Annotated in this window: 17 protein-coding genes; 11 read left to right on the top strand and 6 right to left on the bottom strand. The window is 66.1% G+C overall.

What is annotated here, in order from left to right; genetic code table 11:
- The first annotated feature begins 50 nt into the window (after nucleotides 1–50).
- From CEJ42_RS02100 to CEJ42_RS02075, 6 genes are all read left to right on the top strand, one after another.
- Nucleotides 51–1,322 (top strand): molybdopterin molybdotransferase MoeA, encoded by a 1,272-nt coding sequence (locus tag CEJ42_RS02100; RefSeq protein ID WP_088749893.1) that lies wholly within the window; start codon nucleotides 51–53, stop codon nucleotides 1,320–1,322.
- Entirely contained in the window at nucleotides 1,322–1,579 is a 258-nt protein-coding gene (gene moaD, locus CEJ42_RS02095) for a molybdopterin converting factor subunit 1 (RefSeq protein WP_079215202.1), read from the top strand. Before CEJ42_RS02100 ends, moaD begins: the two co-directional genes overlap by 1 nt.
- Before the next feature lies 1 nt (nucleotide 1,580).
- Nucleotides 1,581–2,222: a class I SAM-dependent methyltransferase gene (locus CEJ42_RS02090; protein WP_088749892.1), complete on the top strand. Its 642-nt coding sequence runs from the start codon at nucleotides 1,581–1,583 to the stop codon at nucleotides 2,220–2,222.
- A gap of 160 nt (nucleotides 2,223–2,382) precedes the next feature.
- Nucleotides 2,383–3,753, top strand: a complete 1,371-nt coding sequence (locus tag CEJ42_RS02085; protein WP_079215200.1) for a GntT/GntP/DsdX family permease — start codon at nucleotides 2,383–2,385, stop codon at nucleotides 3,751–3,753.
- Between the two features lie 197 nt (nucleotides 3,754–3,950).
- A complete protein-coding gene (gene moaE / locus CEJ42_RS02080) occupies nucleotides 3,951–4,403 on the top strand; it encodes a molybdopterin synthase catalytic subunit MoaE (protein ID WP_088749891.1) in 453 nt (150 codons plus the stop codon).
- A 71-nt stretch (nucleotides 4,404–4,474) separates the two neighbouring features.
- On the top strand, nucleotides 4,475–5,821 hold the full coding sequence (locus tag CEJ42_RS02075; protein ID WP_088749890.1) for an Nramp family divalent metal transporter: 1,347 nt from the start codon (nucleotides 4,475–4,477) through the stop codon (nucleotides 5,819–5,821).
- Between the two features lie 61 nt (nucleotides 5,822–5,882).
- On the opposite strand, the gene CEJ42_RS02070 is transcribed toward CEJ42_RS02075, so the two are convergent.
- The 6 genes from CEJ42_RS02070 to CEJ42_RS02045 all read right to left on the bottom strand — a co-directional run bounded on the left by CEJ42_RS02070 (nucleotide 5,883) and on the right by CEJ42_RS02045 (nucleotide 13,235).
- A complete protein-coding gene (locus CEJ42_RS02070) occupies nucleotides 5,883–6,629 on the bottom strand; it encodes a GolD/DthD family dehydrogenase (RefSeq protein ID WP_088749889.1) in 747 nt (248 codons plus the stop codon).
- 8 nt (nucleotides 6,630–6,637) lie between these two features.
- On the bottom strand, nucleotides 6,638–7,909 hold the full coding sequence (locus CEJ42_RS02065; protein ID WP_088749888.1) for an MFS transporter: 1,272 nt from the start codon (nucleotides 7,907–7,909) through the stop codon (nucleotides 6,638–6,640).
- Nucleotides 7,910–8,257: 348 nt separating this feature from the next.
- Complete coding sequence (locus CEJ42_RS02060; protein WP_088749887.1) at nucleotides 8,258–9,250, bottom strand: HlyD family secretion protein; 993 nt, start codon at nucleotides 9,248–9,250, stop codon at nucleotides 8,258–8,260.
- Nucleotides 9,251–9,323: 73 nt separating this feature from the next.
- Nucleotides 9,324–9,524: a DUF1656 domain-containing protein gene (locus CEJ42_RS02055; protein ID WP_079215194.1), complete on the bottom strand. Its 201-nt coding sequence runs from the start codon at nucleotides 9,522–9,524 to the stop codon at nucleotides 9,324–9,326.
- Nucleotides 9,514–11,745, bottom strand: a complete 2,232-nt coding sequence (locus CEJ42_RS02050) for an FUSC family protein (RefSeq protein ID WP_079215193.1) — start codon at nucleotides 11,743–11,745, stop codon at nucleotides 9,514–9,516. The genes CEJ42_RS02055 and CEJ42_RS02050 overlap by 11 nt, the downstream gene beginning before the upstream one ends.
- On the bottom strand, nucleotides 11,742–13,235 hold the full coding sequence (locus tag CEJ42_RS02045; RefSeq protein WP_088749886.1) for an efflux transporter outer membrane subunit: 1,494 nt from the start codon (nucleotides 13,233–13,235) through the stop codon (nucleotides 11,742–11,744). The genes CEJ42_RS02050 and CEJ42_RS02045 overlap by 4 nt, the downstream gene beginning before the upstream one ends.
- 222 nt (nucleotides 13,236–13,457) lie before the next feature.
- On the opposite strand from CEJ42_RS02045, the gene CEJ42_RS02040 reads away from it, so the two are divergent.
- The 5 genes from CEJ42_RS02040 (at nucleotide 13,458) to rraA (ending at nucleotide 20,269) form a co-directional block, all read left to right on the top strand.
- Complete coding sequence (locus CEJ42_RS02040; RefSeq protein ID WP_079215191.1) at nucleotides 13,458–14,438, top strand: LysR family transcriptional regulator; 981 nt, start codon at nucleotides 13,458–13,460, stop codon at nucleotides 14,436–14,438.
- Nucleotides 14,439–14,523: 85 nt separating this feature from the next.
- On the top strand, nucleotides 14,524–14,898 hold the full coding sequence (gene crcB / locus CEJ42_RS02035; protein WP_088749885.1) for a fluoride efflux transporter CrcB: 375 nt from the start codon (nucleotides 14,524–14,526) through the stop codon (nucleotides 14,896–14,898).
- Nucleotides 14,899–15,007: 109 nt separating this feature from the next.
- Entirely contained in the window at nucleotides 15,008–17,593 is a 2,586-nt protein-coding gene (gene clpB, locus CEJ42_RS02030) for an ATP-dependent chaperone ClpB (RefSeq protein ID WP_088749884.1), read from the top strand.
- 416 nt (nucleotides 17,594–18,009) lie between these two features.
- Nucleotides 18,010–19,728, top strand: a complete 1,719-nt coding sequence (locus CEJ42_RS02025; RefSeq protein ID WP_476702749.1) for a diguanylate cyclase — start codon at nucleotides 18,010–18,012, stop codon at nucleotides 19,726–19,728.
- 49 nt (nucleotides 19,729–19,777) lie between these two features.
- Nucleotides 19,778–20,269 (top strand): ribonuclease E activity regulator RraA, encoded by a 492-nt coding sequence (rraA, locus tag CEJ42_RS02020; protein WP_088749883.1) that lies wholly within the window; start codon nucleotides 19,778–19,780, stop codon nucleotides 20,267–20,269.
- Nucleotides 20,270–20,309: the final 40 nt, after the last annotated feature.

Genomic DNA, 20,309 nt, shown 5'->3' with positions numbered 1-20,309 from the left:
GCGCGGCAGGCCGCGGACGACACCGCGCCGGCGCCATTCACAGGTCATTTATGCCAGCCAACATCACCACCCGGAATTCCTCCGACAAACCGTCCCGTCCCCCGCTGCAAAGCGTGGAGCAGGCGCTTCGCACCTTGCTCGACGCCGCCGTGCCGGTGGAAGGCGCCGAGGCCGTCGCCACGCTGGACGCCTGCGGCCGCGTGCTGGCCGCGCCCGTGCAGGCCCACATCAACGTGCCCGGCATGGACAACTCGCAGATGGACGGCTACGCCGTGCGCGCCGCCGACTGCGCCTCGGGCGAGGCCCGCTTGCGCGTCTCGCAGCGCATCCCGGCCGGCCATGTAGGCCAGCCGCTGGAGGCGGGCACCGCCGCGCGCATCTTCACTGGCGCGATGATGCCGGCGGGCGCCGACGCGGTGGTCATGCAGGAGGCCTGCGAGGCCGACGGCGAGCACGTCATCGTGCGCCATGTCCCCAAGGCCGGAGAATGGGTGCGCTACATCGGCGAAGACATCCGCCAGGGCTCCACCATCCTTGAGGTGGGCACGCGCCTGCGCCCGCAGGAGCTGGGCCTGGCCGCCTCGGTCGGGCAGGCCCAGCTGTCGGTGCGCCGCCGCGTGCGCGTGGCGGTGTTCTTCACCGGCGACGAGCTGGCGATGCCGGGCGAAGCCTTGAAGCCCGGCGCCATCTACAACTCCAACCGCTTCCTGCTGCGCGGCCTGCTGCAAAAACTGGGCTGCGAGATCAGCGACTACGGCATCGTTCCCGACAACCTGGAAGCGACCCGCAAGACCTTGCGCGAAGCGGCGCAGCAGCACGACCTGATCATCACCAGCGGCGGCGTGTCGGTGGGCGAGGAAGACCACGTCAAGCCGGCGGTGGAAGCGCAAGGGCGCATCAACATGTGGCAGATCGCCATGAAGCCCGGCAAGCCGCTGGCCTTCGGCGAAGTGAACCGCGCTGCACCCGATGCCGGGCGCGCCTTCTTCATCGGCCTGCCGGGCAACCCGGTGTCGTCCTTCGTCACCTTCCTGGTGTTCGTGCGTCCCTTCCTGCTGCGCCTGCAGGGCCTGCCGCGCGAGGCGGCGCTGCCGCAGCCGGTGGCCATGCGCGCCGACTTCGACTGGAAGAAGGCCGACAAGCGCCAGGAGTTCCTGCGCGTGCGCCGCAACGCCCAGGGCGGTCTCGACCTCTTCCCCAGCCAGGGCTCGAACGTGCTGACCTCCACCGTATGGGCCGACGGCGTGATCGACAACCCGCCCGGCAAGACGATCGCCGCCGGCGACATCGTCTCGTTCATCTCTTTCCAGGAACTGCTCTGATGAAAATCGAATTGCGCTTCTTCGCCAGCGTGCGTGAAGCATTGAAGACCTCCACCGAAGTCATCGACGTCCCCGCCAGCGTCAAGACCGTGGGCGACGTGCGCGCCTTCCTGATCGGCCGCGGCGGATCCTGGGCCGAGGTGCTGGGGCCGGAGAAGAACCTGCGCATGGCCTACGACCATGTGATGACCGAGGCCGACACCGAGATCGTCGAGGGCGGCGAGGTAGCCTTCTTCCCGCCGGTCACCGGTGGCTGAGATGAGCCGGCGCGACGCGGGAGGCGATGCCTCGTCCGGCACCCTGGGGCACTACAGCCGCAATGCCGAAGGGTTTCGCCAGGGCACCTGGGACCATGACGTCAGCCAGAACATCGGCGCCTTGCTGGACGCCTTGTCGATGCGCCCAGGTCCGGCGGGCAACGGGCCGTTTTCCATCCTCGATTTCGGTTGCGGCCCGGGACGCGACCTGTTGACGCTGTCCCGGCTGGGCCACGAAGCGGTCGGCCTGGACGGCACCGAAGCGTTCGTGCGCATGGCGCGCGAGGCTTCCGGCTGCGAAGTGCTGCACCAGGATTTCGTCCGGCTCGACCTGCCGGCGCAGCGTTTTGACGGCGTGTTCGCCAATGCTTCGCTGTTCCATGTGCCCTCGGCCGACCTGCCGCGCGTGCTGCGGCAACTGCACGCGGCCTTGAAGGAAGACGGCATCCTGTTCAGTTCCAACCCGCGCGGCGACGACGTCGAGGGCTGGAGCGGCGAGCGCTATGGCGTGTGGCACAGCCTCGAAGGCTGGCAGCGTTACCTCGCCGCTGCAGGATTTATCGAATTGCGGCATTATTACCGCCCTGACGGATTGCCGCGCGAGCAGCAGCCGTGGCTGGCCAGCGTCTGGCGCAAGAGCTGACGCGGCCGCCATCGGCTCCCTTGGGGGGAGCCGCGATCCAGTCTCCGGATCCGTTTCTTTGGGAGGAGACAGGGCATGCAGCCAAACATGCCCGAGCAAAGGGGAGATGCACAAGACGCCACAAGGCGCGCATTCATCCACACCTGAAGAAGGAAACATCGTGATATCAACCCAACTGGCCGCCTGGGCGGCCCAGGACACGCAGCTGCTGCTGGTGACGCTGGTGGCGCTGGTGGCCATCGTCGTACTGATCAGCTTCCTGTCCATCGCTCCCTTTCTGGCCATCCTGATCGGCACTTTCGTGGCCGGCATCGGCGCCGGCCTCCCGCTCGAAGAAATCGCCAAGGCCTTCAGCAAGGGCGCCGGCAGCATCCTCGGCGAAGCCGGCATCATCATCGCCCTGGGCGCCATGCTGGGCGCGCTGATGGCCGAGTCCGGCGCGGCCGACAAGATCGTCAGCACCTTGCTGCGCTATGCGCGCGGCCGCGCCATCCCCTGGATGATGGCGGTGGTGGCGCTGGTGATCGGCCTGCCGCTGTTCTTTGAAGTCGGCCTGGTGATGATGGCGCCGATCATCTTCGTCATGGCGCGCCGCTCCGACCTGCCCATCATGCGCGTGGCCATCCCCGCGCTGGCCGGCATGACCACGCTGCATGCGCTGCTGCCGCCGCACCCGGGCCCGCTGATCGCAGTGAGCGCGCTGCACGCCGACCTCGGCACCACCATGCTGCTGGGCTTCGTGGTTGCGATTCCCGCGGTGATCATCGCGGGTCCGCTGTACGGTAATTTCCTGGCGCCGCGCCTGAGCGTGGCCGAGCCCGACCAGATCGGCAAGCTGTTCACCGCGCGCGAGCAGAAGCACCAGCCGGGCTTCCTGTCGGCGATCGTGACCATCCTGCTGCCGGTAGCGCTGATGCTGGGCCGCACCGTGGCGCGCATCTGGGTCACGCCCAAGACTGAACTGTACGAGATGCTGAACTTCTTCGGCGAGCCCATCATCGCGCTGACCGTCACCGTGCTGTTCGCCGTGGTGGTGCTGGGCTGGGGCCAGGGCACCAGCCGCTTCGACGTCGGCGCCACGCTGCGCCGCGCGCTGCCGCCGATCGCCGGCCTGCTGCTGACCATCGGCGCCGGCGGCGGCCTGAAGCAGACGCTGCTGGACGCCGGCATCAGCGGCACCATCACCAAGGTGGCCGTCGGCACGCACATGCCGCTGATCCTGCTGGCCTGGATCATCGCCGTGGCGCTGCGCCAGGCCACCGGTTCGGCCACTGTCGCCACCACCGCCACCGCCGGCATCGTGGCGCCGCTGGTGGCCGGCCTGTCGGCTACCCACAACTCGCTGATGGCGCTGGCCATCGGCGCCGGCTCGGTGTTCTTCTGTCACGTCAATGACGCCGGCTTCTGGATGGTGAAGGAGTATTTCGGCCTGAACCTGAAGCAGACGCTGGCGACCTGGTCGGTGATCCAGACTTTGGTGTCGGTCATCGGGCTGGGCATGACGCTGGTGCTGTGGGGCCTGCTTGTCTAAGCCGGACTTCATGCTGCTGGCGGTATTCTGCTCTTTCGTCCTCGCCCTGTGGCGAGGGCGGTAGCCGCCAGCGTTCGCCACACTATCAACGCCGCTGGGTCCCGGCGCAGGCCGGGACCCAGCGGCGTTCGATCGTCTGCGGCCACGACGCCGCTGGTAGAATCTGTCGCTGACTCTCATTACTTTTCCGAACCGTCATGCCCGTACGCGTCCAGACCGCCGATTTCGACCTCTCCGCCGAAGTGGCGCAATTGCGCCTGACCAATCCCGGAGTGGGCGCGGTGGTGTCCTTCGTCGGCACCGTGCGCAATCTCAATGACGGCGCCGCCGTGTCCGAGATGGAACTGGAGCACTATCCCGAAATGACCGAGCGCGCGCTGGAGCAGATCGTGGCCGACGCCCGTGCGCGCTGGCCGATCTTCGACGCGCTGGTGATCCACCGCGTCGGTCCGCTGCGGCCGCTGGAGCAGATCGTGCTGGTGGCGGTGACGTCGCCGCACCGGGGCGAGGCTTTTGCAGCCTGCGAATTCATCATGGATTACCTGAAGACCCAGGCGCCGTTCTGGAAGAAGGAGCAGACGCCCGAGGGCGCGCGCTGGGTCGACGCCCGCGAGAGCGATGATGCCGCGCTGGGCAAATGGGCGAGGTAAGGATGGGCCAGGCAAGGCCGCAGGGGCGGCCAGTCATCGACAAGTACAGATAAGAACAAGGAATACCGCGCTTGCCATTCACCTTCAAACTGCCGCGCATCCCGGGCTTGCCCACCACCGCGACGGCGCCGTTCTGTCCCTCTGAAGTCGCCGGTTCGGTCGACGTTCCGCCGTCCGCTTCGGTCTGGCAAAAGCTGAAGATCTACGTCGGCCCGGGGCTGCTGGTCTCGATCGGCTACATGGACCCGGGCAACTGGGCCACTTCCATCCAGGCCGGCTCGCAATTCGGCTACCAGCTCTTGTTCGTAGTGATGCTGTCCAGCCTCGCCGCCATCGTGCTGCAGTGCCTGTGCGCGCGCCTGGGCATCGCCACCGGCAAGGATCTGGCCGTGCACTCGCGCGAGCACTATCCGCCCATCGTCGGACGTGGCATGTGGGTGCTGGCCGAGCTCTCCATCATCGCCTGCGACCTGGCCGAGGTGCTCGGCTGCGCGCTGGCCTTCCACCTGCTGCTGGGAGTGTCGTTGCCGGTAGGCGTGATGCTGACCGCGCTCGATACGCTGATCGTGCTTGGCCTCAAGGGCAGGGGGTTTCGCCAGGTGGAAGCCATCATCCTCGGCCTCGTGATCACCATCGCGGTCTGCCTGCTGGCGCAGCTGGCCTTCGTCAAGGCCGACTGGCATGCGGTGGCGCTGGGGTTCGTGCCGTCGCTGCAGGCGATTTCCAGCCGCGAGCCGCTGTATCTCGCCATCGGCATCATCGGCGCCACCGTGATGCCGCACAACCTCTACCTGCATTCGTCCATCGTGCAGACCCGCAGCGTGCGGCGCGACCCGGCCTCGCTGGCCGATGCGGTGCGCTACACGCGGGTCGACACCATCGTCTCGCTGATGATCGCCATGGTGATCAACGCCGCGATCCTGATCCTGGCGGCCTCGGCCTTCCACCAAAGCGGCAACACGCAAGTGGCGGAGCTGGACGAGGCCTACCACCTGCTCGATCCGATCACAGGTTCGGCCGCCGCTGCCATCCTGTTCGGCGTCGGCCTGTTCGCCGCCGGGCAGAGTTCGACCTTCACCGGCACCATCGCCGGGCAGGTGATCATGGAGGGCTTCCTCAAGCTGAAGATCCCGTGCTGGCAGCGCCGCGTCATCACGCGCGGACTGGCCTTGATCCCGGCCCTGGTCGGCGTGCTGACGCTGGGCCCGCACTCGGTGGGCAAGCTGCTGGTGGCCAGCCAGGTGGTGCTGTCGCTGCAGCTGCCGTTCGCCATGTATCCGCTGATCCGCCTGACCAGCCGGCGCGACCTGATGGGCGAGCTGGTCAATCCGTGGTGGGTGGCGGGGACGGCATGGCTGCTGTTTGCCGCGATCAGCGCGGCCAATGTGTGGCTGGTGGTGCAAGTGTTTGCCGGCTAGGCAATTGAGACATGCCGGGGCAAGGCTCCCGGCATGTTGTTGAACGCAAGCGCGGCGTACCTCATATCGCGCTGTATCCACCGTCTACCATCAGGTTTTCTCCGTTGACGATGCCGGCTTCCTTGCTGCTCAGGTAAAGCACGGCGGCGGCAATTTCTTCAGTTGCGGCAAAGCGCCGGACCGGGATCTTGCGTTTCATCTGCGCGGCGCGTTCTCCATTCCAGTAAACCCTGCCCAGCGCGGTTTCAACCACCGTGGGTGAAACGGCGTTGGCGGTAATGCCGTGCGGCCCCAGTTCGGCCGCCAACACACGGGTAAAGCCCAGCATCCCGGCCTTGCTGGCGCAGTAGGCGGCGTGCTCATCCAGTGCGACGACGCTGGCTTGCGAGGCGATGTTGATGATGCGTCCGCCGCCGCGCATTTTCATGAAGCGGGCGCAATGCTGGGCGAGAAAGAACGGCGCGGTGAGGTTGATCAGCATGGTGCTGTTCCAGCTGCTCAATTGCACCTCGCCGACGGGCTCCAGGATGCCGATGCCGGCGTTGTTGATGAGGATGTCGATCTGCCCGTGGGCATCCGCGATGTCCGTGGCCAGCCTGTGCAGATCATCGACCCGGGACAGGTCGAAGCGATGAGCGCTGACCCTGTCGCCCAGGGTTTGCGCCTGATGGAAGACGTCGGGATCGCGATCCACCAGGGCGATGGTGGCGCCAGCGTCGCGCAGCCGGCGGGCGATTTCATAACCGATGCCGGAGGCGCCGCCGGTGACGATCGCAACCTGGTCTTGCAGGGAAAATGGGGAATTCATTTGGGGCCTCATGGGGTGGCGGTGACGGATGGTTGCGGATTGCGGATGAACAGGGTCAGCATGCCGCCCAGCACATACAGGACGGAGAAGGCCAGGATGACTGCGCCGATGCCCAAGGAGAGCGAGAACATCAGCGTCGCGACGGCCGGGCCGATCAGGTTGCCCAGGCCGCCTCCCAGGTTTTGCAGCGAGACGGCTGCGCCTTTGTGCTCAGGCGCCAGCATCGGGAAGATCGCGCCCATCGGCACGAACGAGGTCAGGGTCAGGGCCAGCAGCAAGGCGCAACCCATCGCGATCCAGACGTTGCCGGGGAATGCGGAGGGCAGGTGGTAGAAGGCCAGGGTGCTCAAGGCGCTGCCGAAGAAACCGACCCAGCGCATCTGCGGCAGCCAGCCGACGCGGTCGCCGCAAATGCCCCAGAGCACATTGGTCAGCGGCTGGACCAGGAAGAACACGCCCCAGATATGCGACCACTCTTCGGTGGAGTAGCCAAGCTGTTTGACGAAATAGATGGGCATGAATACCGGCAGGCCGAACAGCGACACATTGCAAAGCACCCGCGCGATCAGCGCCAGGAACAGGCTTCGGTCTTCGATCATCAGCGTCAGTCCCCTGGCAATCTCTTGCAGTTTTTCGCTCCAGCGGCTGGCGACGAGCCGCGCCGGGGGCGGCGCCTCCTTGATCAGAAAGACGGCCATTGCGCCGCCCACCGCCGCAAACACCGACGACAGCCACAAGGTGGACTCGAAGCCGATGCGCGGAACGGCAAATCCGGCAAGAAACGAAGCGCAGATGCCGTAGCCGATGGTAAACATCGACCAGATCCAGCCGGTGGCGGATGCCAGCCGGTGGCCTGGCGTACGCTGCACGACCAGCACGTAGAAACCGTAGAAGAACAGGGGGTAGGCGAAACCGCGCAGGCAATAGCTGGCAAGGATCACGGTGTAATCGTTGGCGCGGATGCCGAAGAACACGAACACCGCGTGCACCAGGATCCACCATGCCGCTCCGGTCAGCATGATCTTCCTGGGGCCGAAGATTTCACTGATGCCGCCCGAGAGCCAGCTCGATAGCGCAGCCGTCAGCGCATACAGCGTAAACACCAGCGACACTTGCTTCTCGCTTAAGCCGGTGCTGAAGAGATGGGTGGACAGATAGGCCAGTTCGATGCCGTCGCCGGTCATGAAAATCGCCATGGCGACGTAGCCCCAGAAGAGCGACACGGGCATGCCCAGCCTGACCGGCGAGAATGGCGCTGCGCCGTTGTTGAATGCATTCATTGCTGTCTCCGGCTGATGGATCTTGTTTGTGGTGTGCGTTCTCCCGCGCTGGTGCGGCGGAGAACTAGCGAAGATCTTATGAGCGGTGACAAAGCGCTCTGCGGTGCGCCGGAGAAATTGATCGATAAATCGAATGCAGGAGGCGACTTGCCTGGGCTTCTTTTTGCGTGCGGCTGGAATTTCTTGAGGAAGTCCGGTTTCAATCACGCATTTGATTGAAGCGGGGGCGCAGAAATCGCTGAGGAAAACGACGTTCGGAACCTGCAGCAGAAAAGCAAAACGGCCGATGCAGTGCATCGGCCGTTGGCGTGGCAGGCGGCGTTGCCGACACCCGCCGGCGGGACAGGTTCAGCGTTGCGGCGCGGGGGCAGCCTGGGTATGTTGCGCCTGCTTGCCGCTGCCCGGCTCCAGCACCACCGTGCAGGTCAGGCCGGAGGCCAGCAGCACGTCCTTGGGCACGTCGTCCAGGTGGATGCGCACCGGGATGCGCTGGGCCAGGCGCACCCAGTTGAAGGTCGGGTTGACGTCGGCGATCAGCTCGCGGCTTTGCGGGTTGTCGCGGTCGTAGATGCCGCGGGCGATGCTGTCGACGTGGCCGCCCAGGGTGGCGCCGTTGATCAGCTGGATCTTGGCCTTGTCGCCGATGGACAGCAGCGGCAGCTTGGTTTCCTCGAAGTAGGCGTAGACCCAGAACGAGTGGCTGTCGATGACGGCGATCTTGGCCGCGCCGGCGGTGGCGAAATCGCCGCGGCGCACGTTCAGGTTGGTGATGTAGCCGTCCACCGGCGAGAACACCTTGGTGCGTTCCAGGTTCAGCTTGGCAGTGTCGCGCTGGGCCAGGGCGGCCTGGTAGTTGGCCTGGGCCGACTGGTACTGCGCCTGCGCGGCCTGGGTCTGGGCCTCGGCGGTGGTGACCTGGCTGCCGGCGTCTTCGCGGGCTTCGCGCGAGACCACCAGGGCGTCGATGTCGGCGCGGCGGCGGGCCTGGGCGCGGCGCATGTTCAGGTCGGCGCGGCGGGCGTCGATGTCGGCGCGGCGCACATCGAGGTCGGCGCGGCGCGCGGCCACCGCGGCTTCGGCCTGCTGCAATGCCAGCTGGTAGCGCGCCGGGTCGATTTCCATCAGCAGGTCGCCTTTCTTGACCAGCTGGTTGTCGCGCACCGGCAGTTCGACCACCTGGCCGGACACGTCGGGGGCGATGTTGACCACGTCGGCGCGCACGCGGCCGTCGCGAGTCCAGGGGGAAAGCATGTAATGCTGCCACAGCGTCCAGGCGAGCAGGATCGCGAGCAGGAAAATCACCAAGGTGACGATGGCGCGGAAAATCGATTTGACCGACATGATGAACTACTCCTGATTGTTTCTTTGTCTTTTCGTAGGGTTGATTGGGTTGGCGCGGAAGGTCGCTCAGACGCTAGCTGTACACGTAAAGCCCCATCAGCGAAGCGAGGCAGACGAACATGCTCACGCGAAACAGCGCCGGGTGCCAGGTCAGGTCATAGAAGCCGAAACGCACCAGGATGCGGTCGGCTGCCAGCGACAGGGCGGCGGCCACGATGACCAGCAGCAGCACCGTGGGGATGTAGGCGTCGAAAAATGAAATCTCACGTGGCATGGCGTGCTCCAGGATTGTTGTTGGCGCTGTCGGCGCCGCCGGCGCGCATGGTGTGCAGCGGCGATTGCTCGTCGAGCAGGGCGGTGCGGATGAAGTGCAGGTAACTCAGCGTGCGCTGCAGACGATGGCGTTCGCTGCGTTCGCGGTAGTGCGGGCCGATGGCTTGCTGGACCTCGACGATGGCGCCGTCGTTGGCCGCCAGCGCGGCGGCCAGGGTCGCGCCGTTGGGGCGCTCGAAGAGCGCCGGAATCGTCTCGCGCAGGCGGTCCAGCGCGGCGTAGGCGGCGGGCGGCAGCAGGTCGGGCGCGCCGGTGCGGATGCCGTGCAGTTCGGTGCGCAGCTCGATGATGGCGTGGCCCACTTCCAGCGTGGCGAACATCCAGCCGAAGGCGTTCTGGCGCAGCACCGGGCGGCTGCTGGTGAGCATGGTGATCTGGTGCATCAGGTCGCGGGTGCCGCTTTCGAACTTCAGCGCCAGGTGGCCGAGCTTGCCGAAACAGGCGTCCACCACTTGCTTGCGCAACTGCTTCTCGAGGATGCGCACGGTCCAGTCGGTGGTCGGCGGCAGCAGCAGCATGAACGCCACGGCGGTGACGATCAGCGACACCATCAGCGCGATCGCCTCGTTGAGATAGCCGGCGGCGTTGAAGTGGGCGAAGTTGTCCGGCACCGCGAGGAAGGGGAAGAAGATGCAGATCCCCAGCCCGTAGCCGGCCCACTTGGGCTTGGTGGTCAGCAGCACGGCCAGCATCAGCACCGGCATCAGCGCGGCGGCCAGCATCCAGTAGCCGTCCATGCGCGGCAGGATGTGGAAGGTGTAGACGTAGCCGGCGATGGCGGCGAACACCACGCCGATGGCGACCGTGCGGGTGGCCTTGGCCGGATCGGGCGCGGCCGAGGTGATGGCGCAGAAGGCGGCGGCGTTGAGGGCGGCGACGTCGCCGCTGGGCCAGCCGCTGGCCAGCCAGAACGCGGACAGCAACAGCAGCGTGATGGCGGCGCGGGCGCCGGCGATCAGGGCCGTGGTCATGCTGGTCTTGGGGGCGTAGGAGTGATCCCATTGCTCGCGCTCGTGGCGACGCTGGTTGAGCGACGCGTAGGTGAGCGTGTAGGCATGCAGCTCCTCGATCACGCGGTACAGCAGCTCGGAGGCGGTGTCGAAGTCCAGCATGGCGCTGTCGCTGTCCAGCGCCAGCGCGTCGCGGGTGGCGCGCACGCGGCGCGGCAGTTCGCGCTTGTAGGCCTCCAGCTTGAGGGCGGCGTCGGCGGCGTCGACCGCGCTCATCACCGGCTCGCCGCTTTCGCGGGTCAGCAGCGGCTGCACTTCCTTGAAGTAGGGCGAGATGGCGGCGATCACGGTCTGCGCGCCGGGCGCGGGATTGGCGTGGAGCCGGTTCATCAGCTGGTGCAGCGCATGCACGCGGGTCGACAGCGCCATGAACTCGCTGTTCATGCGGGTCAGGCGGCCGCTGCGCAGGCGGATCTCGGGGTCTTCGAAGATGGCCGAGCTGCGCAGCGCTTCCAGGCCGATGATGTCGCCCACGAAGCGGGCATTGGTGGCCTCGAGCTGCTTGCGCTCGGTGGTGCCGCCCAGCGTGGCGCCGATCAGGTCGACGAAGGCCGAGAAACGGCCGCGGATGATGCGCACCAGGCCCGGCGCGCTGGCCTGCGGGAACACCAGGGCGCTGACCACGCCGGCGCAGACGATGCCCACCGTGATCTCGGTCACGCGGGTCATCACCGAGTCGAAGGTGATGCCGGGATTCAGCGCCGCCGGCAGGCCGATCAGCGCCACCGTATAGCCCGACAGCACGAAGCCGTAGGAGCGGAAGTTGCGGTTGTGGGCCGAGCCCACCGTGCACAGCCCGATCCACAGCGCCGAGGCCAGCAGGAACAGTTCGGGCGTCTGCGCGAACAGGCCGACGAAGACCACGATGGCGACCGAGCCGATCAGGGTGCCGATCACGCGGTAGAAGCTCTTGGCCAGGATCATGCCGCTTTGCGGCTGCATCACGATGAACACCGTGATCAGCGCCGAGCGCGGCGACTCCAGGTCGAGCGCGTAGCCGATGCCCAGCGCCAGGAGGCCGGCGAAGACCATCTTGAAGACGTAGATCCAGTTCGGGCCGTCGTTGCGCAGCCAGTCGGCCGCGGCTTCGCGCAGCTGCGCGCCGAACGACGCGCGCGCGGTGACGGCGGTGGTGTCGGCGGGCTGGTTCATTTTGCGGCAGCCTTGATGGCGTCGTCGTGGGCGGCCGCCGCAGCGCTCGCGTCCACCGGCTCCAGGCCGCCGCCCAGGGCGGCGGTCAGCGCCGCATAGGCCGACAGGTGCTGGGCCTGCAGCTGCTGCACGATCTGTTGCTGGCGCAGCCATTGGGTCTGGGCGTGCAGCACGTTGAGGTAGTCGGTCAGGCCGCGCTGGTAGGCGCGGGTGGAGATGTCGACGCTCTTTTGCGCGGCCGCCACCGATTCATCGGCCTGCTTTTGCTGGCGCTGCACCGACTGCAGCGTCACGACCTGGTCGGAGATGCCTTTCAGGGCCTGCGAGAGCAGGGCGTTGTAATGCTCGACCTCGATGTCGTAGCCAGCGGTGGTGGCGCCCAGCTGGCCGCGCAGGCGGCCGCCTTCGAAGATCGGCAGCGAGATCGCCGGGCCGTAGGTGGTCTGCCAGTTCTTCATGCTCATGAAGGACAGCACGCCGCCGCCGGCGGCGGCCGGGCCGATGCCGGCCAGCAGGTTGACGTTGGGGTAGAACGCGGCCTTGGCTACGGCGATGCCGCGGGCAGCGGCCTCCACGCGCCAGCGCGCGGCGCTGATGTCGGGGCGGCGGCCCACCAGTTCGGCCGGCAGCGCGCTGGGCAGGCCGATGGCGGCGTGCAGCGCCAGCACCGGGCGCGCGATCTTCTCGCCGGCGCCGGGGCCTTCGCCCAGCAGGGCGGCCAGCTGGTTGCGCACCAGCGCGATGCTTTCATTCAAGGCTTCGATCTGGCGGCGGGTTTCCGGCAGCGGGGCCTCGGCCTGGGTGATGTCGAGCTGGGTGCCCAGGCCGCCCTTGAAGCGGCGGTGCGCCAGGTCGAGGATCTTCTGCTCTTCCTTGAGCATGGCCTCGGTGTTGTCCAGCAGGCCGTATTGCAGCGCCAGTTGCACGTAGGTGCGCACCACATTGCTTTCCAGGTCGAGCTGGGCGGCGCGGGCGTCGGCGGCCACGGCGTGCATCTCGTCCTGGGCGCGCTCGGTGGTGTTCTTGTTGCGGTCCCAGAGGTCGACGCTGTAGGCCAGGCTCAGGGTGGCGGTGTTGTTCCAGGTCAGTTTGTCGCGGAAGCTGGCGCCGTAATAGACGTTGTCGGACCAGTCCTTGCGGCCCACGGCGGCGTCCAGCTGGGCGCTGGGCAGCTCGCCGGCATGCGCCACCACCGCCATCGACTGCGCCTGGCGCACGCGGGCGGCGGCAATCGCCATGCTGGGGTTGCCGGCCACGGCGCGCTCGACCAGCGTGTCGAGCTGGGGATCGTTATAGGCCTGCCACCATGCGCGCTGCGGCCAGCCGGCCTCGGCGCCGGCCTGGCGGAGCGCCTGGCCGGCGTCCAGCGTGGCGACGTCGCGCACCTGGGACTGCGGTTTGATGCCGCCCTGGTCGGCGCAGCCGGCGATTGTCAGCGATAGCGCAATGACGGTCAGGGCGGACAGGCGATGGTAGGAAATGCGTTTCATGGAATTACCCAAAAATATGCAAATATCAGATGGTATGTATTATATTTTGTAATTATTCCGGGAAAAATTCGCCGATTCGCAATTGTTTATATCGGATATTGCAATAATTATTGCTCCATTCTGGGTAACAATGCTGTCATCCGCCAGTGCGTAAAACGCGAGCAGTCCCATGTCTTTTGCATGGCAGAGCGCGCGGCTGCCTGGTTACAGCATAGGAAGAGTATGGATACCTTGCAAAACATGCGCGTATTCGTGCGCGTGGTCGATGCCGGCAGCTTCACCTCGGCGGCCCAGCAGATGGGCATGACCACGGCCCACGTATCGCGCGCGGTGGCAGATCTGGAGCGGCATCTGCGCACGCGCCTGCTGAACCGCACCACCCGCCGCATCGCCCTGACCGAGGCCGGCGAGCGCTACCTGCTGCGCTGCCAGCAGATCATGTCCTATGTCGAGGAAGCCGAGGCCGAGGCGGGCGCGGCCTATGTGAAGCCGTCCGGCCGTTTGCGAATCCACGCCATGACCAGTTTTGGTCAACGCTATGTGATCCCGGCCATTTCGGGCTACCAGAAGCGCTACCCGGACGTGGCGGTGGAACTGACCCTGGCCCAGCGCATCCCGGACATGCTGGAAGAGGGCTACGACGTCTCGCTGGTGCTGGCGCGCGAGCTGCCGGATTCGGGCCTGATCTTCCGCCAACTCGGCAGCACCTTCAGCATGCTGTGCGCCTCGCCCGCCTACATCGACAAGTACGGCGCGCCGCAAAAGCCGGCCGACCTGGCCAACCATGCCTGCCTGCAACTGGTGAGCCCGGTCTCGCCGCTGGACGAATGGGTGCTGGAAGGGCCGGAGGGCGGCTCGGCCACCGTGGTCAAGAGCAACTTCCAGGTCAACGTGGCCGAGGCCATGCTGGCGGCCATCCGCGAGGGCATGGGCGTGGGCGTGCTGCCCATCTACTCGGCGGTGGACCCGCTGCGCGCCGGCACCATCGTGCGCGTGCTGCCGCAGCATCGCATGCAGCACATGGGCGTGTACGCGCTGTATCCGTCGCGCCAGTACCTGGACGCCAAGATCAGTACCTGGGTCGACTGGATGCACGAGAGCGTCGACAAGGCGCTGCAGGAAGACCACCAGGCGCTGGAGCGCATCGGCACGCTGCGCGAGGAAATGCAGGGTATCGTTACCGCCCAGGAGCACACGTCCTGAGGCCGGGCCGGCGCGCTGCCGGCGATTGTTGCACTTTCTGGCATCATCGCTTCTCTAACCTGACAACATGAACGCGGAGATTGGCATGGGATGGCTGGCGGTAGGCATCGGGGCGACACTGGGCGCGTGGCTGCGCTGGCAACTGTCGGTGATCTGGAACGTGGCCGGGCACCTGGTGCCGGTCGGCACGCTGGCCGCCAACTGGATCGGCGGCTACGTGATCGGCTTTCTGGTGGCCTGGTTCGAGCAGCATCCGGCGCTGCCGCCGGAATGGCGCCTGTTTGCCATCACCGGCTTTCTCGGCGGGCTGACCACCTTCTCCACCTTCTCCGCCGAGGCCATGATCCTGCTGCAGCGGGGCGATTATCTCTGGGCCATCGGCCATTCGGCGCTGCACCTGGTGGGCTCCATCGCGCTGTGCGTTGCCGGATTTGCAAGCTATCGGGCTTTGGTCGGCTGAGCGGGCCGGTGTCGCATTGCTGACGCAGATCAAATAATGCGGCACGGGATTTGCTTGAAAATCAAATGGCCGGCCCAATTTTCATCTCATTGAAAAATTGGAGCGAACCATGCGTCTCGACAAACTCACCACCAAATTGCAGGAAGCGCTGGCCGACGCGCAATCCCAGGCGGTCGGCCACGACAACCAATACATCGAACCGGTCCACCTCGTCATCGCCCTGCTGAACCAGGACGACGGCGGCGCGCGCTCGCTGCTGCAGCGCGCCGGCGTGAACGTGAACGGCCTGGCCACCGCCTTGCAGGGCGCCTTGCAGCGCCTGCCGCAGGTCTCCGGCAACGGCGGCGAAGTGCAGGTCGGCCGCGAGCTGGTGGCCTTGCTGAACCTGGCCGACAAGGAAGCGCAGAAGCTCGGCGACCAGTTCGTCGCCAGCGAAATGGTGCTGCTCGGCCTGGCCGACGACAAGTCCGACGCCGGCCGCGCCGCGCGCGAGAACGGCCTCACCCGCAAGTCGCTGGAAGCCGCCATCAAGGCGGTGCGCGGCGGCGCGTCGGTGTCCTCGCAGCAGGACGAGGGCCAGCGCGAGGCCTTGAAAAAATACACCCTGGACCTGACCGAGCGCGCCCGCGCCGGCAAGCTCGACCCGGTGATCGGCCGCGACGATGAAATCCGCCGCGCCATCCAGGTGCTGCAGCGCCGCAGCAAGAACAATCCGGTGCTGATCGGCGAACCCGGCGTGGGCAAGACCGCCATCGTCGAAGGCCTGGCGCAGCGCATCGTCAACGGCGAAGTGCCGGACAGCCTGAAGTCCAAGCGCGTGCTGTCGCTGGACATGGCGGCGCTGCTGGCCGGCGCCAAGTATCGCGGCGAGTTCGAGGAGCGCCTGAAGGCGGTGTTGAAGGAAATCGCCCAGGACGAGGGCCAGACCATCGTCTTCATCGACGAGCTGCACACCATGGTGGGCGCTGGTAAGGCCGAGGGCGCGATGGACGCCGGCAACATGTTGAAGCCAGCGCTGGCGCGCGGCGAGCTGCATTGCGTGGGCGCCACCACGCTGGACGAATACCGCCAGTACATCGAGAAGGACGCCGCGCTGGAGCGCCGCTTCCAGAAGATCCTGGTCGACGAGCCGAGCGTGGAGGCGACCATCGCCATCCTGCGCGGCCTGCAGGAGAAGTACGAGGTGCACCACGGCGTGGACATCACCGACCCGGCCATCGTGGCCGCGGCCGAGCTGTCGCATCGCTATATCACCGACCGCTTCCTGCCGGACAAGGCGATCGACCTGATCGACGAGGCCGCGGCCAAGATCAAGATCGAGATCGACTCCAAGCCCGAGGTGATGGACAAGCTCGACCGTCGCCTGATCCAGCTGAAGATCGAACGCGAAGCGGTCAAGCGCGAGAAGGACGAGGCTTCGCAAAAACGCCTGCAGCTGATCGAGGAAGAAATCGGCAAGCTGGAGCGCGAATACGCCGATCTGGAAGAAATCTGGAAGGCCGAGAAGTCGACCGCGCAGGGCGGCCAGCAGTTGAAGGAAGAGATCGAGAAGGTGCGCCTGCAGATGGAAGAGGCCACCCGCAAGAGCGACTGGCAGAAGGTGTCCGAGCTGAAGTACGGCAAGCTGGCCGAGCTCGAGGCCGCGCTGGAAGTGCAGAACAAGAAGGACGCCGCCGGCGCCAAGGTCGAGAAGCCCAAGCTGGTGCGCACGCAGGTGGGCGCCGAGGAAATCGCCGAGATCGTCGCGCGCGCCACCGGCATTCCGGTTTCGCGCATGATGCAGGGCGAGCGCGAAAAACTGCTGCACATGGAAGAAGTGCTGCATGAGCGCGTGGTGGGCCAGGACGAGGCGATCGTCGCCGTCTCCGACGCCATCCGCCGCTCGCGCGCAGGTCTGGGCGACCCGAGCAAGCCGTATGGCTCGTTCATGTTCCTGGGCCCGACCGGCGTGGGCAAGACCGAACTGTGCAAGGCGCTGGCGTCCTATCTCTTCGACACCGAGGAGGCGATGATCCGCATCGACATGAGCGAGTTCATGGAGAAGCATTCCGTGGCCCGCCTGATCGGCGCGCCGCCGGGATACGTGGGCTACGAGGAGGGCGGCTACCTGACCGAGGCCGTGCGCCGCAAGCCCTACAGCGTGATCCTGCTCGACGAGATCGAGAAGGCGCACCCGGACGTGTTCAACGTGCTGCTGCAGGTGCTGGACGACGGTCGCATGACCGACGGCCAGGGGCGCACCGTGGACTTCAAGAACACGGTGATCGTGATGACCTCCAACCTGGGTTCGCACAAGATCCAGTCGATGGAAGACAGCGATCCTGCGTTGGTGAAGCTGGCGGTGATGGCCGAGGTGCGCACGCACTTCCGTCCGGAATTCATCAACCGGGTGGACGAGATCGTGGTGTTCCACGCGCTGGACGCCAAGAACATCGGCGCCATCGCCAAGATCCAGCTGCGCATCCTGGAAAGCCGCCTGGCCCGGCTGGAGATCGGCCTGGAGATCAGCGAGGCCGGTCTGCAGAAGATCGCCGAGGCCGGTTTCGATCCGGTGTATGGCGCGCGGCCCCTGAAGCGCGCGATCCAGCAGGAGATCGAGAACCCGCTGTCCAAGGAGATCCTGGCCGGCAGGTTCGGTCCCAAGGACGTGGTGCATGTCGATGTGAAGAACGGCCAGCTGAGTTTCAACAGGTAATCCCTGCTGCAACGGGCCAGGCCCCATGGAACGGCGGATGTGTGAAGGCGCATCCGCCGTTTTTTATTGCTGTGGCGAGGAGGATGGGGAAGTTGTCATCTCATTCATTTTTGTTTGCACAACGACCACATGTGCGCGACGGCGCGCCTGCCGGGGCCGGAATTATTCCCGCAGCGCGCAAAAATGACTCCCAAAGCAAGAGTGGATGTGCTATCTACTTGATCGACACGCAAGCGTCGTTGCATTCGTTGCCAGGCAGGAACTGGGACGCGCCGCTTTCGCATAAAATGCTGTTTCTCGAGAAACGCGAACATAGACCAGGGCGGCCGGCGGCGCCGTTGCAAGGAAAACATGCCAAAAGAAAGTTGCATCTCTTCTCCCGGTACGACAAGGGGGCGATTCTGAAGCAATCGTCATTGCAGCGGCTTTTCATCCTGCCGTTCATCTTCCTGATGGTTTGCCTGGCGCTGACCATAGGATGGTTCCTTTATCGGGCCGGCGACGACGCCACCGAGGTGCTGGCGCGCAATGCGCTGATGGAGGTGATGGGCCGCGTGAGCCAGGCGATCGACCGCCAGACCCTGAGCGCGCGCGAGAGCCTCAACGTGGTGGCGCCGCCGCCGGTGCCGCCGTTCGAGCCGGGCGATGCGCCGGCTGTGCTGCCTTTCCCCAAGGACCGCAAGCAGCTAGAAGAGCGCCTGTGGCTGGCCAACTTCCTGTTCGACGATCCCAGCTACGTCTATTTCGGCGGCGCCGACGGCAGTTTCCTGGGCATCAAGCAGGAAAGCCGCAACCGCTTCATGTACAGCGTGCGCGAGCCGGAGGGCAAGAACTATGTGTCCTACCTGCGCGGCCCCGGCACCGAGATGCAGCAGGCCGCGGTGCAGGACTACGATCCGCGTACCCGCCCGTGGTATCGCCAGGCGGTGGAGCGCGGGCGCGAGACCTGGTCTTCGGTCTACACCGATTTCCGCCTTAAGCACCTGGGCATCAATCTTTCCAAACCGATCTTCGACGCCGAAGGCGTCCTCATGGGCGTGGCCAGCAGCAGCATCGGCCTGCGCCAGCTGACCGAGTTCCTGCAGCAGCTGCCGCTGGGCCGCAACGGCGTGGCCTTCGTGACCGAGCTCAAGGGCGACATGATCGCCACTTCCCTCAACGAGCCGCTGCATGAGGTCCGCGACAACAGCACCGAGTTCAAGCGGCTGACCGCCCAGCAGAGCAAGTCGCCGCTGGTGCAGCAGGCCTTCGCCGAAGTGCAGCGTTATCTCACCGCCAATCCGGCCGAGCCGGGGCGACTGATATTGCTGGGCGCGCGCAGCGAGGGCAGCAAGATCGAGGTGGCGTTCCGCCTGCACCATGACCAGGCCGGGCTGGACTGGCTGGCCATCAGCGTGGCCCCGCGTTCGGATTTCCTGGGCTCGGTCACCGGCGGCGTCTACCAGACGCTGTTGCTGGGGCTGGTGGCGGTGTGCCTGACCTTCGTGATCGGCTTCCTGCTGCTGCGCTGGGTGCTGCGCGACATCCGCAAGCTGACGCTGGCGGCCAAGAGCATCGGCAATGGCAGCCCGTTCCCCGCGCTCAATATCGACCGCAATGACGAGATCGGCCAGCTCGCGCAGAGCTTCCAGGAGATGGAGCGCAACCTGCGCACCGATCGCCTGACCAATGTGCTCAACCGCGATTCGCTGATCGCGCAGATCGACTTCCGTCGCCACAATGCCTCGGAGGCCAATCCGCTGCGCTTTGCCATGCTGTTCATCGACCTCGACCGCTTCAAGGCCGTCAACGACGAGTACGGCCATGACGAGGGCGACAAGGTGCTGGTTGTCATCGCCGAGCGGCTGCAGCACACCTTGCGGCACGACGATTCGGTGGCGCGCTTCGGCGGCGACGAGTTCGTGGTCTATCTGCACGGCGTGTCCGAAGCAGAGGTCGCGCGCACCATCGCCGACAAGATCCGCCATTCGGTCAACAAGCCCATCGAGGGGCGTGACGGCCACCAGTACACGGTCGACGCCTCGGTCGGGGTGTCGCTGTATCCGGACGACGGCCTGGACGTGGAAACCCTGCTGCGCGTGGCCGACTCGCGCATGTTCGACCAGAAGCGCCTGCACCGCATGCTGTCGGTGTAAGCCGACCGAGCCCCCCGATCCCGAACCCGATCACATCAAGGAGAGCGCCATGAGCTTTGCCACCTGCGACCTGTGCGATGCCAACGAAGACAAGCTGGCAGCCGGCACGCTGCACGTCCTGCCGCCGATCTTCGCCTCATTCGGCCGCCGGCAGGCCTTCGCCGGGCCGGTGAAGACCTTGAAGGTCTTCGAGGACAACGTGATGGTGCGCGCCGCGCTGGAAGCGCCGGGCGACGGTCATGTGCTGGTGGTGGACGGCGGCGGCAGCCTGCGCTGCGCGCTGGTGGGCGGCAATCTCGGCCAGTTGGCCGAGAAGAACGGCTGGGCCGGGATCCTGGTCAACGGCTGCGTGCGCGATGCGCTCGAGCTGAACGCCTGCGACGTCGGCATCCGGGCGCTGGCCACGCATCCGCAGCGCAGTTTTCGCAAGGGCGCGGGCGACGCCGGCATCAAGGTCGGCATCGCCGGCGTGGCGGTGCATCCGGGCGACTGGATCTATGCCGACGTGGACGGCGTACTGGTGTCGCGCACGCCGCTTTGACGGCGTCGCTTCTTTTTCCTGTCGCACCATGCGAACGGCT

It is taken from the genome of Herbaspirillum robiniae, from assembly GCF_002213415.1.
GTDB classification, from domain to species: domain Bacteria; phylum Pseudomonadota; class Gammaproteobacteria; order Burkholderiales; family Burkholderiaceae_D; genus Herbaspirillum; species Herbaspirillum robiniae.
Note: the sequence above shows the minus strand (reverse complement) of the source record. Positions and strands in the feature narration are given on the sequence as shown.